The following is a 16282-nucleotide window of genomic DNA, read 5'->3' on the forward strand; positions in this document are numbered from 1 at the left end:
AAAGTAGCGAAGCGTTCGTGCATAAGCATTAGGTGTAAGATTGTTTATACAGTTTGAGACAGTGCTTTATATATAATTGTGATAATATTAGTCGATTTTTGATAAAAATAAATAATGAATTAGTGGTAAGGTAAGCTTAATAATTAGGGTTGATAATAGATGGGTACTAGGGGATGTGTTGGTTGCTAGTCTATAGCATATCTCGATGTTTCATTGTTCAGATTAACAACATGCCTTAGTATAGTTAGAGCTATTTATTATCCAAATATAAACAATATCGACAGCACAAAAAACTCAATGCTCTAATGTCCGAGGGCGCTACTAAAAGCAACTACGACTTATCACTTTCAAACATTTTAATTGCAGAACAACTAGGTAGATATGATGAAAAAACAACCCGCTCAGTGGTTACTCAGTATGGCATCAATTGGCGTGGTTGGCGCTATTTTGACCCAAAGTTATGGCACAGCAGTAGCAGAAACCAATACTGATGGCTTTGTACAAACGCCAGAACAACAAGTGACTACTCGACAAGTTGCTGCGTTATTAGATCGCAGTCACTATCTTAATCAGCCACTTGATAGTGAAATGGGCAAAGAGATCTTGTCTATGTATATCGATAATCTTGATCCTAATCATAGTCTGTTTTTACAGTCTGATGTTGATGAGTTTACAGAAAAATATGCTAGCGAATTTGCCAACCGCCTTAAGCGTGGAGATCTTTCGGCGGGAGTGGATATCTTTGAGCGTTACCGTAAACGCTCTAAAGAGTACTTTGAGCTGGCCAAAAAAATGCTTAAAACGGATATTGATCTAACCACAGATCGGACTATCGTTCTCGACCGTGAAAAACTACCCCATTTCAAAACCAAAAAAGAGCAACGTAACTATTGGGAAAACCAGATAAAGTTTCAGCTGCTGAGTATTACTTTAGGTCAAGAGGATGAAAAAGCCAAAGAAGAAGTTTTCTTAGCTAACCCCGATATTACCGGTGGTCGAGATTTGGTACGCAATGATCAGCGTACGCCTAGTGAGATATTGCTTAACCGCTTAGAAAGACAAAAAGGGCAGATCGAACGCATTAAAGATAACGAGATCATGGAAACCATCTTAAATACGGCCATGCTCACTTACGACCCTCACAGTAATTACTATGCTCCTATCCAGGCGAATGAATTACAGATTCAATCAAGCCTTCAGCTTGAGGGTATTGGGGTTTCTATCCGCCCTGATCGCAAAAATCCTAATTACACACGTATTGTGACTTTAGTTGATGGCGGACCGGCGGCTAAGACCGGACAAATCAAACCTAATGATTTGATTATTGGTATCGCTGAAGATGGCAAAACTATGACTGACGTAGTGGGTTGGTCCACACGTGAGATTGTAGGTCTAATTCGTGGTAAGCGCGGTACTTCGGTGACCCTGAAATTGCGTCAACCTAATACACCTGATGCTAGTGCCCGAACGGTATCGGTGGTGCGCGATATTATCGAGCAAGAAGAGTCTGGCGTTACCCATAGAATAGTAGATATACAGCGTCCCAATATAGACGATACGCCAAAACGCATTGGGGTACTTGAGATTCCAAGTTTTTATCTTAACTATCAAGCACGCCGTAAAGGAGAGGAATATCGTAGTGTCAGTATTGATACTGAACGTGCATTAAAAGAATTAAATAAAGAGAATATTGATGGATTAGTGGTGGACCTACGCAACAATCCAGGGGGCTCATTAGATGAAGTAGCTAAAATGTTAGGGTTATTCATTAAGAGTGGCCCACTAGTTCAGATTCGTGATAATCGTGGAAATGTTCAAGTGTACCGTGATAATGACGGTGGCAAGCAATTATACGATGGCAAAATGGTGGTATTAATCAACCTAGCCTCAGCCTCGGCGAGCGAGATATTTGCAGCTGCTATTCAGGATTATGGACGCGGACTGGTTGTCGGCAATACCACTACCGGTAAAGGTTCTGCCCAGATTCAATTGGATAATTTGGCATTAGGATCTGCTACTTTAACCCAGCGTAAGTTCTATCGTATTACCGGTGGTAGTACACAGAACAAAGGCGTGGTACCAGATGTGGAGCTGGTCAACATTTATGATGACGCTACCTTTGGTGAGCGAGCACAGAAAAAGGCGCTTCCTTGGGATACTATCAAAACCGCTGCTTATAAGCCGGAAGGTAGGTTTACTGCTGATACGCTAACGACTTTGAATCAGCAATCAAAAATTCGCCAAGAGCAAAATCCACAGTTTGTATACCTATCAACGCTCAATGATATTCGTGATATGGACGATGAGAAGAAACCTATTAGTCTGAATATTAATAAGCGCCGCGCCAAGATGCAGCTCATTGAAGAGCGTTCATTGGCCGCTGAAAATAAGCGTCTGATAGCTACAGGAGAAAAGCCTTATGCTAATTGGAATACCTATCAAGCGGCGATGGATGCCAAGTTTGAGGAGCGTAGTGAGATGAAGGCTAATGAGCGTCCTGACTTGCCAGAGAATGAAGCTTATATCAATGAAGCCGCTTATTTAATGCTTAGTGCGGATCCTCACATACCCGTTAGCCCTGAAGAAGAGTTACAAGCGGTTATAGTCAATCCTAAATAAAATCGCTACACTTTGCGATCTGTGCTACTGGTATTAATTTTACTTGCGTGCTGTGCCTACGCCGACAGAGGCTGCGCAAAATTGATACCAGCAGCACTGCACATATTTTAAAGTGTATTAGCTATATAGAATAGATTGGGTTTTCCTCAAAAGTGAATGTAAGCATATGCTTACATTCAATGACGCTTAAACGTCTTACTATCAATAGGTCAATCTGCGATTATAACTACACAGCGCAATTGAACGATACTGTTGTTAATACTAGGGATTGGTATTCATAGTTTGTTTATAGATTGAGTCAAGGATGGCTTGCTGATTATGGATGATAAGGCTGGATGCCTGTCAGTTACTAAGTATCTCGGGATTAGGTATGAAGTGACGTTAACAAGGATGGTTGGTAATGGAAACCGTGTAATCTAATGATTATGCGGTTTTATTACGTTTGGCAGAGTAGGCTTTTCACCTTTACGCTATGCTTTTACCTTCGGAGATAGCAAGCCCTACAATATAAACAGCATAATTCTTATCAATAATTTAATCTTAAACAATACCCATAAAAAAGCCAGTAGTTATTGATAACTACTGGCTTTTTCTATTTTAGCTTATAAGGCTATATTAATGAAATTAACAGCATTAATAATTAATAAGCCCTATATCTTCGGCAGAAAGCTCTTAGCTTAGTGCTCAACGCCGCCTGCACCATGCACATGACCATGGTTTAATTCATCTTCAGTTGCTGCACGTACTTCTTGAATTTCAACCTCAAAAGTCAGACGTTTGCCTGCTAAAGGATGGTTAGCATCAACGGTAACTTCGTCGTCATTAACATCAGTTACAGTTACCAGCATCACTTGATCGCCAGCTTGTGACTGAAACTGCATACCTGGCTGGATATCTTCAACACCTTGGAAGTTATCGCGAGGTACTTTTTGTACGGCTTGGTCTTGATATTCGCCATAACCATCCGCAGGTTCAACAACTGCATTAACGTTTTCGCCTGCAGATTTACCTTCTAGTTGCTGCTCTAGGCCTGGAATAATATTCTGGTGGCCATGCAGATAAGCAAGGGGTTGACCCTCTGGTGATTGATCAAGAATGTTGCCTTCATCATCTTTTAGGGTGTAGTTAAATTTGACGGCGGTGTCTTTTGCAATAGTAGTCATAAATTATCCTAAATATATAGATATAAATTTAAATTCGGTTGTAATAAACCTAAAAAAGCCAATTTGCTGGCCAAAAGCCATATTATTAGTTAATTATCATCAGTTTATTAGGGTAACTGTAGCAGTTAGCCTCTTTAATTGAGATGGATATAATAACTTTCAAGGTAAAAAACACAAAAAATAGCAATTAATAGATGGATATGCTTTTTATAGCCCTTATTTAACTAGGATATATAGCGGATTGACGGTTTAGCCGTTGCGTTTTTCACTTAGGGCTTCTACCATAAGGACAAACTCCACAATAAGAATAGATTATGACTACCGTTTTTAGTACTTCTAGCATTGATTACAAATTCGATTTTAAACGTTTTAACGAACATTTAGTTGATGCAAGCTTGAGCTTCATTGCAACTAATGACGCACCGAGCTTATGGTTGCCTGCTTGGATTCCGGGCAGTTACTTGATGCGCGAGTTTGCCCGTCATATTACTGCGGTTCACTATCAGATTATAGAAAATGATAATAATAAGCCTGTTGAGTCCTACCGTGCTATTAAGCTTGATAAAAATACTTGGCAACTGCCTTATGCAACAGCGGGACAAACACTTAGGGTTGAATATGAAGTGTACTGCTATGATTTATCAGTACGCACCGCTTATGTCGATCAGCAGCGCCTTTATGGTAACTTTACTTCATTAGCTTTGGCCGTCGAAGGAGAAGAAACGCTACCTGTGCAAGTCAGCTTAATTGTTCCTGCTGAATTCTTAGCAGATAAAGATAGTGAACAGGTGAAACTGGCTTGTGGTCTTCAATCGACCCATCTTAGCGATGTACAGCAAGGTAATAGCAAGCACTTGTATGGATTGCAGGCGCAGAGCTATTATGAGCTGATCGATCATCCGTTCGAGATTGCGGTACAAGATAAATTTGATTTCATTATTCAAGACAAGCAGCGTCAAGCTTTAAGTCATCATTTTTATCTCTCAGGCAAACATAATGCAAACTTAGGCCGTCTCCAGCAGGATATTACTCAGATTTGTCAGACTTATTTGGACTGGCTAGGCGATGCCCCATTTAGCGACTATACTTTTATGACCTATGCTAGTGGTCAGGATTATGGCGGGCTTGAGCATATTAATTCGACCAGCTTGATTACGCCGCGTAGCGACTTGCCTGCTATTGATGAGCCTAAAATACCTAGCGCTGCTTATCAGCGGTTCTTAGGCTTATGTAGCCATGAATATTTTCATGCGTGGTGGGTCAAAACCGTACGCCCTGATGTCATGCTCGATGTAGATCTGCGTAAAGAAGCTTTTACACCACTACTTTGGGTGTTCGAAGGCTTTACCTCTTACATTGATGACTTTATGCTGCAAGCTGCAGGGGTAATTGATAAAAACAGCTATCTAACCCTATTAGCAACACAAATTAATCGCTATTATCAAACGCACGGACGTGCTACCCAAAGTGTGGCTGAGTCAAGCTTTGATGCGTGGATTAAGCTGTATCGTAGTGACGAAAATACCGGCAATGCTGGCATTAGTTATTATAACAAAGGGGCGTTGGTGGCTTTGTGTCTGGATTTAACTTTACAACAAAAGAGCGCCGGTCGTTATCGTTTATTCGATGTGATTAAGGCGTTTTATGAGCGTGCAAAACAGTTGGACAATAAGCGTATCGGTATCAGTAGCGCTGATATGAGCGCTGTGATTAGTGAATTTATGCCCAAGGCAGATTGGGAAGATTTTGAGCGCCGTTACGTTGATGGAGTAGAGGAGTTGCCTATTGAGCAGTTACTAAGCGCCAATGGGATCAAGAGCTATGAAGATATCAAAGAAACGGCAAACAAAAATACGCCTTGGGGTATGAGCTGTACAGAAACTGTGGCTGGTTTAAAAGTCAACCGAGTACAGCGCGAAAGCCCTGCCGCCCTTGCTGGCATCTCGGCTCATGATGTTATCGTCGCTATCGATGGTATCAAGGCAGATAGTAAGCAGCTAGCAACTTTGAGCACGGCTGAGCATAAAGTGGACTGTCATTTATTCCGCCGCGATGAGCTAATGATCGTAACGGTAGTGCCTAAAGTGCAAGATAGTAAAGAACAGGGTTTTCCGTACAAAGTAAACTTAAAGCTGGCAACGGCCGCTAGTTCATCAGAGCCTAGTAATGGTGATAAACAAACTCCACCAGCTTGGCAAGACTGGCTGGAGATTATGGAGCGTTATCAGTAATAAATCAGTACTAGGATAAATGGTCAACATTTAAAAGCCATGATCCATAATGGCATAAATATAGCCTAAAATAATAAAACCCTTGCTGAGCACAGTGCGCAGCAAGGGTGGGGTGGGATTTATATTGTCACTATCGATTATAACGACTGGCTTTCAATTCATTCATATAAACGATCCAGCTATTAGAGCGCTGGCTCTTCTACTGATTCTTCAGCTGTAACTGTCTCTTCTGTACTTTCAGTCATATTGTTATTCGCTTCGTGCATTGCGATCCATTGCTGTAGCCAATTGGTTTTTGGCTGCTGATCATCGATAATTCTTTGTGCCAGCTTAACTACTGCTTGATCTTCACCATGTTTCAGCTCAATTTTTGCTAAATCTACTACACCTGAATGATGGGCCAGTATGGCACGAGCAAAGGCCACATCTACGTTAGGGTCTGCGATGCCTATCATCATGTCGTCGTACATTGCTTCTATAGTTCTGGCATACGCTTGCTGCATAGTTTGAGTATGGTGGGTAGGATTGACGGTATCAGGATAGTTTGCGAGCCGTTTATTCAAAGTGTCGCTCTTGATTTGCTGCGAATCAATCAGATCTTGGGCGAACTTACGCATATCTACATCAGTTCCATATTTCAGCTCAATTTTTGCCATTTCTAATGAGCCCCGATGTTGACCCAGCATAATTTTAGTAAAGGCAGTATCAGGGTCGTTATAATTCATACCAATCATCATCTCATCAACCATCCTGCTGATGGCTCTGGTATATTCTCTGAGCATGTCACTGTTTATCACTTCAGCATCGCTTAAGACTTTGTCTTCCATAATATTGTCACTAGCCCTGACCTCAGGCTCAATAATCGTTTCAGATGCCTCTATAGGTGGTGGCATAGCATTATCTGCTGCGGAAGTCTCTTCAGTAGAAGGCTGACAAGCGCTAAGCATCAGCGCAGTGGTTATCCCAACAGTGATAATAGTAGAACGATAACAAAAAGCCATGAGATATCCTTAATTAAACCATTGAAACTGGCCAACATACTGGCAGACGAAGCCTAGTAATTATAAAAAGTAAGTATCAAGACCGTACTAATAAATGATATGCCTTCGTCATGCTTCTACGCACATAATATAACTGCTTAAAGATACTAGCAGATAAGTCTTACTCATTCGAGACACTATGTTTAATTTATGGTAATAATAACTGCTAAAATCCTTAGAATTAACAACTCTCAATAATAGGATTAATCAGTAATTCCCAACTGCTGACAACGCTCGCTATTCAAATGTATGCGTACAAATTCGCCAACACCAAGCGATCCCAGCTCAAAGCCAGCCACTGACCAGCGGATAAGTCGCAGGCAAGGCAGGCCAACGTGAGCCGTCATGCGCCGAACTTGACGGTTTTTGCCCTCATAAATGGTCAGTATCAGCCATGAAGTAGGGACATTTTTGCGCTCGCGAATAGGCGGATTACGTGGCCATAGCTCAATAGGCAAATCGATTTCTGCCACTTGCTTGACCTTAGCAGGTAAGGTTTTACCGTCTTTGAGCACCACTCCTTTTTCGAGCTGAATAAGCTGCTCAGGGGTAGCGATGCCTTCAACTTGCACTAAATAAGTCTTACCTTGCTTTTGTCCATGATTGGCTTTTGGCGGGTGGGTAATGGCCTTGTTTACTCGTCCATCGCTGGTCAAGATTAGTAACCCTTCAGAGGTGGCATCCAGTCTGCCAGCAACCCGTAGAGATTTATCAGTGAAATACTGCGATAGGGTAGTATGGTCGTTGTTACTATCATCACGAAACTGACTTTGTACGCCATAAGGCTTATTAAATAAAATGAGACTAGAGGTTGCCATAAAATAGAGGTTCCTAAAGCGATATAAATGATAGGTATTGTGCTGGTAGATTGCGATTTTAAAGTTTGAACATTGATAGTTGATGATATTAAACGAGTCGTATCATACTGATGCTGTCAAATATATGCTGATATTAGTTTACTTGTTTTATAAAAATTAGCTTAGTATAAGGAGTTTTTATACCTAAAATAAAACCATAATTTAATAATGGTATTTATATTTTTGATACTTAAATACGAGTTATATATAAGAAAAATTAACAGCTAAACCTTTATTTTAGTAGTATAAACAGCATGCTATGTCATATTTGCTATATTTAATACACCTTTAATTAACCAACTATTGTAATTTTTATAATTATAAGTTCTATAAATAATAGCAGCTGGGTTTATCGCTATTTTACTTTAGTAGGTGCTATTAAGGTGTGCATATTCTAATAACTATAACCATGCTGTCGAGCAAACTATTTAATATTTTTTTTAATAGTGCTTTTAATTATATAAAGGCATACAGTCCTTTCAAAATAATAGCGTAACTAGCATAACAAAGGATAACGTATGCTGGCGACAGTTAACAGACAACCAAGGAGTTCTAATCATGTCCTATGATAAGGTTATCGTCCCAAGAGACGGCGAAAAAATTACTGTAAATGCTGATTTGTCTTTAAATGTACCCAATCATCCTATCATTCCATTCATCGAAGGCGATGGCATTGGAGTGGATATCACCCCTGTAATGATGAAAGTAGTCGATGCGGCGATAGAAAAAGCTTATAAAGGCAAAAAATCAATCGTTTGGATGGAAGCTTACTTAGGTGAAAAAGCGTCTAAGATTTACGAGGGTGACTATCTACCAGAAGAGACCCTAGAGATTCTGAGAGATTATGTTATCAGCATAAAAGGCCCATTAACTACGCCAGTGGGTGGCGGCTTTCGCTCATTAAATGTGGCGGTACGTCAAGAGCTTGATCTTTATGTTTGTCAGCGTCCGGTGCGCTGGTTTGAGGGAGTGCCAAGCCCTGTTCAGCATCCAGAGCTTACCGATATGGTCATTTTCCGTGAAAACTCAGAAGATATCTATGCAGGTATCGAGTGGAAAGCCGGTAGCGATGACGCCAAAAAAGTTATCGACTTCCTACAAAATGAGATGGGCGTTGATAAAATTCGCTTCCCTGAAGAGTGCGGAATCGGTATCAAACCAGTATCAAAAGAGGGCTCACAACGTTTGGTGCGTAAAGCTATCCAGCACGCTATCGATAATGATCTGCCCAGTGTCACCTTAGTGCACAAAGGTAATATCATGAAGTTTACCGAAGGCGCGTTTAAAGACTGGGGTTATGAGCTCGCTGCTGAACGTTTTGGTGCAGAGCCATTGGACGGTGGCCCTTGGATGACTATCAAGAATCCAAAAACAGGCAATGAGATTATTATCAAAGACGTGATTGCTGATGCGTTCTTACAGCAAATATTGATGCGTCCAGCTGATTACTCAGTGGTTGCCACACTTAATCTAAATGGTGATTATATCTCTGACGCTCTAGCGGCTGAAGTTGGCGGTATTGGTATTGCCCCGGGTGCTAATAAAGGCGGCGCCGTATCTGTCTATGAGGCAACGCATGGTACCGCTCCTAAGTATGCCGGTCAAAATAAAGTCAATCCAGGCTCACTAATTCTATCTGCTGAGATGATGCTACGTGACATGGGCTGGACTGAGGCCGCCGACCTTATTATAGAGGGTATTCAAGGCGCTATCGCTAACAAGACCGTTACTTATGATTTTGAGCGTTTAATGCCCGATGCTATTCTTTTGAGCACCTCTGAATTTGGTAAAGCCGTGATTAAGCACATGAACGCTTAATGGCTTGGGTAGGATTAGCTAAGAAGTTTAGATAATAACGCTTATAGCTTTTCGTAAAAACCATCTGCCCTTTAGTGTAGATGGTTTTTTTTGTGGCGGTTTAACGCCCATTTTTATATATTTTGAACATAAAAAAACACCCCAATGATTTTAATCATTGGAGTGCCTTAAGCTCAAAAGTTCAATTAATCAAGCTGCATAATTACAATGAAGCTATAGTATCATTAAAGGTTTTGCTTGGACGCATGACTTGCTCAGCTAGTGATTCATCAGCTAAATAGTAGCCTTTGATATCTACTGATTTGCCTTGAACCTCATTTAACTCTTTAATAATAGTGTCTTCATTATCTTTAAGCTCTTGCGCCAGTGGTGCAAATTGCGCTTTTAGATCGGCATCTTTATCTTGCTGTGCTAGCTCTTCTGCCCAGTACATGGCTAGATAGAAGTGACTACCACGGTTATCTAACTCGCCAGTCTTGCGTGAGGGTGATTTATCATTTAACAACAGCTTTTCAGTGGCTTCATCAAGCGTATCTGCCAATACCTGAGCTTTAGCATTATCTTTATTCTTGGCCAAGTGCTCTAAAGATTCGGTCAAGGCTAAGAACTCACCTAACGAATCCCAACGTAAATGGTTTTCTTCTAATAGCTGCTGCACATGTTTTGGCGCTGAACCACCAGCGCCAGTTTCAAACAAACCACCACCTTTCATTAGCGGCACTACTGATAGCATTTTAGCACTGGTACCTAATTCTAGAATAGGGAACAAGTCCGTTAGGTAGTCTCTTAGAATGTTACCGGTAGCAGAGATAGTATCAAGACCACGGGCGACACGCTCCAAGGTATAACGCATGGCGCGAACCTGTGACATGATTTCGATATGTAGACCTTCGGTATCATGATCTTTTAGGTACATCTCAACCTTTTTGATCAGCTCGTTTTCATGCGGTCTGTAAGGGTCTAACCAAAAGATAACTGGCGTATCCGATTCGCGAGCACGGCGTACGGCAAGCTTGACCCAGTCTTGAATCGGCTCATCTTTAACCTGACACATGCGCCAGATGTCGCCTTTCTCAACCCGCTGCTCCATCAACACCTCATCAGTGTCAACGTCAACGATACGAGCTATACCAGCTTCGCTTGACTCAAAAGTTTTGTCATGCGAGCCATATTCTTCAGCTTTTTTGGCCATAAGACCCACGTTCGGGACAGTACCCATAGTGGTTGGGTCAAAGTTACCGTGCCATTTACAGAAGTTGATCATCTCTTGATAGATACGCGCAAAGGTAGACTCAGGCATCACCGCTTTACAGTCATATAGTTTGCCATCAGCGCCCCACATTTTACCACCTGAGCGAATCATAGCCGGCATAGAAGCATCAACAATTACGTCGCTTGGCGAATGGAAGTTAGTAATTCCTTTTGCAGAGTCCACCATAGCTAAGCGAGGGCGGTGTTCTTGGCAGGCATGCAGGTCTTGCTCAATCTCTTCGCGCTCGCTCGCCGGCAGCTCAGCAATTTTATCGTATAAGCTGGCCATACCGTTATTAACGTTGACCCCTAATTTATCAAAGAGCTCGCCATGCTTCTCAAAAGCATCTTTATAGTAGATTCTAACCGCATGTCCGAACACGATAGGATGCGATACTTTCATCATAGTGGCTTTTACGTGCAAGGAGAATAGAATACCGGCTTCGCGGCAATCTTCCATCTCTTGCTCATAGAACTCAAGGAGCGCCTTTTTGCTCATGAACATAAGATCGATAACTTCTTTGTCCAGTAGAGCGATTTCAGGCTTTAAAACCTCAGTCTTACCATTATCAGCTAACAGCTCCATACGCACGGTACGCGCTTTGTCTAGAGTCATAGACTGCTCGCCATCATAGAAGTCGCCAGTGTGCATATGTGATACGTGCGTACTTGACCACTGCTTCCACTCACCCATAGAGTGAGGATGCTTACGAGCATAGTTTTTAACCGCTTTTGGTGCACGGCGATCTGAGTTACCTTCACGCAGTACTGGGTTAACTGAGCTGCCTAATGCTTTGCCGTAACGCTGACGGATCTCTTTTTCTTCGTCCGTTTTTGGCTCATCTGGAAAATCAGGTAGAGCGTAGCCTTTGCTTTTCAGCTCTTTAATAGCAGCTTTAAGCTGCTGTACAGAGGCACTGATATTAGGTAGTTTAATAATATTAGCATCTGGGTCTTGGGTAAGACGGCCAAGGGCAGCTAGATTATTAGGTACTTGCTGCTCTTCAGTTAAATAATCAGAGAATTCAGCTAATACTCGGGCAGCCACCGAGATATCGCTAGTTTCAACATCGATTCCTGCAGTTTGAGTAAAAGCTTTGACAATAGGCAAGAATGATAAGGTGGCAAGCGCTGGGGCTTCGTCAGTTTTTGTATAAATAATTTTTGACATTGTAGTAGACTATTCCTTTTGGTTGTCGTTAATACTAAGGCTCAAATGTAGTCTAATGATTCTTTACAGCCTCTGTAAATGTTTCGAGACTCATTAGAATTTTCTTTCGTTAGTTTTTATTAAAATGGCAATTTGACTATAGCATCTTAATTACATAAAAGTGAACTATTGAGGGCCTATTATAACTGACTCAATATAAATTCGATACGATGTCAATCCCGTATAATGAACTAAGTGAACTATTTTCGCTCATATCTTAGATCACTGAATTATATTAAGCTAATAGAACCCTTATTCTACCAGTGATGAGCACTAATAGCATCTTTGTGATTGAAACACGGTTTTTCAATAGCTATTGTCATTTTAGCAACAGATTTTTTATCTAAAGTTCTTTACCTAAAGACAGCACAGTCCGTTAAGCCACCTGTATCTTGCAGGTGGCTTTTTCTATAATGAATCCATCACGGTTTATAACTATCTATAGTCTATCTACCTTCTATGTTATTAGTTAATCTATAAATTTTGCAAATTGTGACAGCAACTTATTAAAAATTTGCTAGGCTAACTAAGGTGTATCGTAAAAGTTAAAATATATAGTGATAATGAATAATATGAGTATAAATCTGCAGTATGCGCTAGTAAGTGATATGAACTGGCAAACCCAGGTGCCGTGGCAGACGCCCAATACCCCTTTTATGTCTTTTGACTTTTGGCAGGCGCTGACTAGCACTGGCGCTATTGGTGAGGATGCGGGTTGGCTGCCTATTTTTATTTTAGTGCACCGAGTAGAGACGCCTGTAGATGGCGAGTTAGTAACCGATATTACCCAGCCTGTGGCGGTGATGCCAGTGTTTATTAAAGGTCATCACCAAGGCGAGTTTGTATTTGATTATGCGTGGGCTCAAGCTTATGCCAACTATGGTCTTGATTATTATCCGCGGTTAGTGACCAGCGTGCCTTATACCCCAATCACTGGCGAGCGTTTTTGGTTGGCGGTAGGCGAAAGTCTGAATAGCGATATAGTAACAACGGCCATAGCAGGGATTGATGATATCGCGACACAAGTGGGAGCATCGAGCTGGCATGGACTGTTTGTAAGTCCAGAGCTGGCAACGCTTGCAACCACTGTCATGCCAGCTGATACAGCCGTGGCTATGATAGAGGACCGAGCGGTTGACCTAGAGGATATCAACGCCAATTTGCCGGTGTTTGAGCGTCAAGGCTGTCAGTTCTTGTGGCAAAATAATAACTTGGCTAACGATAACTCGTTATTCACAGATTTTGATGATTTTTTGGCAACGCTAAGAGCAAAAAAGCGCAAAACGATTCGTGCTGAGCGCCGTAAGGTCAATGAGCAAAATATCAAATGCTACCGTAAATGTGGTGATGAGATTACCGATGAAGACTGGAAAGCGTTTTATCATTGCTACGTAATGACTTATGCCATCCGCGGGCAGCAGCCTTATTTGAGTATCGATTTTTTTATGGCGTTAGCGCAAAGCATGCCAGAGCATCTAATGCTAGCGCAAGCGCTCGATAGTAATGATGAGATTATTGCTAGTAGTTTGTTTTTGTACGATAAGCCTGAAAGTGAAAACGCCACTTTATACGGCCGTTACTGGGGCGCATTAGGCGATTACGATAGCTTGCATTTTGAGCTGTGTTATTATCAAGGGATTGAATTTGCTATTGAGCAAGGGCTGATATACTTTGACCCCGGTACGCAAGGGGAGCATAAGCTGATTCGAGGCTTTATTCCGACCACCACTCACTCTTTGCACCGAATTTATGATCCACGTTTTGTACCAGCGATTAGTAATTTTTGTACGCAAGATCGGCTACGTATGGCACAATATCGTCAGCAAGCTCATGAGGCATTGCCATTTAATGCGGACAATATGCCGGAGTTTGATGCGGATAAATAATCCTAAATCTTTGCTTAATTTCATGCGGTTACAGACTTATTGTGTGGCCGCTATCTTTATATGATTAGTTATTAATTATGCCCAGTTCTTATGTTCATACTGCCCATTCTAAGATACGTCCACCAATAGCACTTATACCTTGGCTAAACGCTGAGGGGTCACTAACAGCAGTGTTAGAGAAAAAGGCCGGACAACCATTACGGGTAGAGCGTAGCTTTGAAGGTTATCGTTTACTAACTTTAGCTCAAAAGCAGCAGTTAGATATTAAAGGGGCACAGCTCAATCGCCCAATGTTAGCTTGGGTGCGGGAGTCCTTACTATACGGTAACGATGAGCAGGCTTGGGTACAGGCCCAAAGCATCTTTCCGCTCCCTAGTCTGCAAGGGCAGGCGCGTCGTCTGCAACATCTAAAAGCCACGCCTATCGGTTATGTACTCTTTAAGCGCAGGCGCACGTTGCCAAGTCAGCGTTTTATCGCTCATACTGATAGCGGCTGGCAGCGACAAACTCGCTATAACTGGTATGGGCGAAAAATATTAATTAGTGAAGCGTTTTTGCCAGCGTTTTTGTTAAGGCTATAAATTGAGGCTTTAAAGGAACATTTATTATAGAATAATGAAGGCTTAAACCCGTTAGAGTATATTGAACTCGGCCTGAGATAAGTAATTTTGCATTGGTTAAATAAAGTTTCAAATTTTCATGGTACACTTGATTTACAGCAAGCTTAGGTGGTGATACGGCATCTGAGATTGCGCTGCTCAACCCGCTGAGTAACAATCAGTAACCGCTAAATCAATTTCACGCTATTTTAAATAGCTTATAGATCAATCTCCTCTCATAACCCCTTATATATATAGGACACTTTTATGTTTAAAGATATCTCTATTAAAGATTTCGATCCAGCACTTGCCGAAGCAATGGCTGCTGAAAGCAAACGTCAAGAAAATCATATTGAGCTTATCGCTTCTGAAAACTACTGCTCACAGGCGGTTATGGAAGCGCAAGGGTCAGATTTGACCAATAAGTACGCTGAAGGCTATCCGGGTAAGCGTTATTATGGGGGTTGTGAGCATGTAGACGTGGTTGAGCAGTTGGCTATCGACCGCGCCAAAGAGCTGTTCGGTGCAGAGTACGTCAACGTCCAGCCGCATTCAGGCTCTCAAGCGAACTCAGCGGTATTTTTAGCGCTGCTTGAAGCCAACGACACCGTTCTTGGTATGAGTCTTGATGCAGGTGGTCACTTGACGCATGGCGCTCACGTGAACTTTTCAGGTATCAATTATAATGCGGTTCAGTATGGCCTAAATGAGGCGGGCGAGATTGATTATGATGAAGTTGATCGTCTGGCCCGTGAGCACAAACCTAAGATGATTATCGCTGGATTCTCAGCCTACTCACAAGTGATTGATTGGCAGCGTTTCCGTGATATCTCCGACGAAGTAGGCGCTTATTTGTTGGTCGATATGGCACACGTAGCTGGTTTGGCGGCAGCCGGGGTTTATCCCAACCCAGTACCGTTTGCTGACGTGGTGACTAGTACCACGCATAAGACCCTACGGGGCCCGCGCTCAGGTATTATCCTTGCTCGTGATGAGAAGCTGGCCAAAAAGCTTAATTCTGCGGTATTCCCGGGCAACCAAGGTGGCCCATTGATGCATGTTATTGCGGCAAAAGCGGTAGCCTTTAAAGAAGCGTTAGAAGACGATTTTAAAACCTATCAGCAGCAAGTAGTGAAAAACGCCAAGGCGATGGCAAAAGTAATCATGGAGCGCGGCTACGACATTATCTCGGGCGGCACTGAAAACCATTTGATGCTTATTAGTCTCGTTAAGCAAGAAATGACCGGTAAAGAGGCGGATAAATGGTTAGGTGATGCTCATATCACCGTCAATAAAAACGCTGTGCCTAACGATCCAAAATCGCCATTTGTAACCTCCGGTGTCCGTATTGGTACGCCAGCGATTACTACGCGCGGCTTCAATGAAGAGCAAGCGGCCGAGCTAGCAGGTTGGATCTGTGATGTACTAGATAGCCGCGGCGATGAAAAAGTGCTGGCTGAAGTACGCAGTAAAGTAGAGGCTATCTGTAAAGAGCTACCCGTTTATGCAAAAAACCAGTAATTTTGGATAAATGCTAAAACTGGATAAAATAAAAACCGCTTGGCTTTTGCCAGGCGGTTTTTGCATTAATTTATGCCAATTTCGCTA

General features: G+C 42.0%; 10 protein-coding genes. 6 read left to right on the forward strand and 4 right to left on the reverse strand.

Annotated elements, in window-relative coordinates; genetic code table 11:
• The first annotated feature begins 384 nt into the window (after window positions 1-384).
• Entirely contained in the window at window positions 385-2619 is a 2235-nt protein-coding gene (locus JMX18_RS11625; protein ID WP_201587864.1) for a carboxy terminal-processing peptidase, read from the forward strand.
• A gap of 677 nt (window positions 2620-3296) precedes the next feature.
• Here JMX18_RS11625 and JMX18_RS11630 read toward each other — a convergent pair.
• Window positions 3297-3782 carry an FKBP-type peptidyl-prolyl cis-trans isomerase gene (locus tag JMX18_RS11630; RefSeq protein ID WP_201587865.1) on the reverse strand — a complete coding sequence of 162 codons (486 nt, stop codon included), beginning with the start codon at window positions 3780-3782 and terminating at the stop codon, window positions 3297-3299.
• A gap of 314 nt (window positions 3783-4096) precedes the next feature.
• On the opposite strand from JMX18_RS11630, the gene JMX18_RS11635 reads away from it, so the two are divergent.
• On the forward strand, window positions 4097-6013 hold the full coding sequence (locus tag JMX18_RS11635) for a M61 family metallopeptidase (RefSeq protein ID WP_201587867.1): 1917 nt from the start codon (window positions 4097-4099) through the stop codon (window positions 6011-6013).
• Between the two features lie 182 nt (window positions 6014-6195).
• Here the strand turns inward: JMX18_RS11635 and JMX18_RS11640 are convergent, their stop codons facing one another.
• Together JMX18_RS11640 and JMX18_RS11645 are read right to left on the reverse strand one after the other, a co-directional pair.
• Complete coding sequence (locus tag JMX18_RS11640; RefSeq protein ID WP_201587869.1) at window positions 6196-7014, reverse strand: DUF305 domain-containing protein; 819 nt, start codon at window positions 7012-7014, stop codon at window positions 6196-6198.
• Window positions 7015-7256: 242 nt separating this feature from the next.
• A complete protein-coding gene (locus JMX18_RS11645; RefSeq protein WP_201587871.1) occupies window positions 7257-7871 on the reverse strand; it encodes a pseudouridine synthase in 615 nt (204 codons plus the stop codon).
• Window positions 7872-8468: 597 nt separating this feature from the next.
• On the opposite strand from JMX18_RS11645, the gene icd reads away from it, so the two are divergent.
• Window positions 8469-9728: an NADP-dependent isocitrate dehydrogenase gene (icd, locus tag JMX18_RS11650; RefSeq protein ID WP_201587873.1), complete on the forward strand. Its 1260-nt coding sequence runs from the start codon at window positions 8469-8471 to the stop codon at window positions 9726-9728.
• A 202-nt stretch (window positions 9729-9930) separates the two neighbouring features.
• Here the strand turns inward: icd and JMX18_RS11655 are convergent, their stop codons facing one another.
• The gene (locus JMX18_RS11655; RefSeq protein ID WP_201587875.1) at window positions 9931-12150 is read right to left on the reverse strand and encodes an NADP-dependent isocitrate dehydrogenase; all 2220 of its coding nucleotides are present in this window, start codon (window positions 12148-12150) and stop codon (window positions 9931-9933) included.
• 617 nt (window positions 12151-12767) lie between these two features.
• Here JMX18_RS11655 and JMX18_RS11660 point away from each other — a divergent pair.
• The 3 genes from JMX18_RS11660 (at window position 12768) to glyA (ending at window position 16195) form a co-directional block, all read left to right on the forward strand.
• Window positions 12768-14075 carry a GNAT family N-acetyltransferase gene (locus JMX18_RS11660; RefSeq protein ID WP_201588341.1) on the forward strand — a complete coding sequence of 436 codons (1308 nt, stop codon included), beginning with the start codon at window positions 12768-12770 and terminating at the stop codon, window positions 14073-14075.
• Window positions 14076-14152: 77 nt separating this feature from the next.
• Window positions 14153-14656: a chorismate--pyruvate lyase family protein gene (locus JMX18_RS11665; RefSeq protein ID WP_201587877.1), complete on the forward strand. Its 504-nt coding sequence runs from the start codon at window positions 14153-14155 to the stop codon at window positions 14654-14656.
• Between the two features lie 285 nt (window positions 14657-14941).
• Entirely contained in the window at window positions 14942-16195 is a 1254-nt protein-coding gene (gene glyA / locus JMX18_RS11670) for a serine hydroxymethyltransferase (protein ID WP_201587879.1), read from the forward strand.
• Window positions 16196-16282: the final 87 nt, after the last annotated feature.

Source organism: Psychrobacter jeotgali (assembly GCF_904846315.1).
Taxonomy (GTDB): Bacteria; Pseudomonadota; Gammaproteobacteria; order Pseudomonadales; family Moraxellaceae; genus Psychrobacter; species Psychrobacter jeotgali.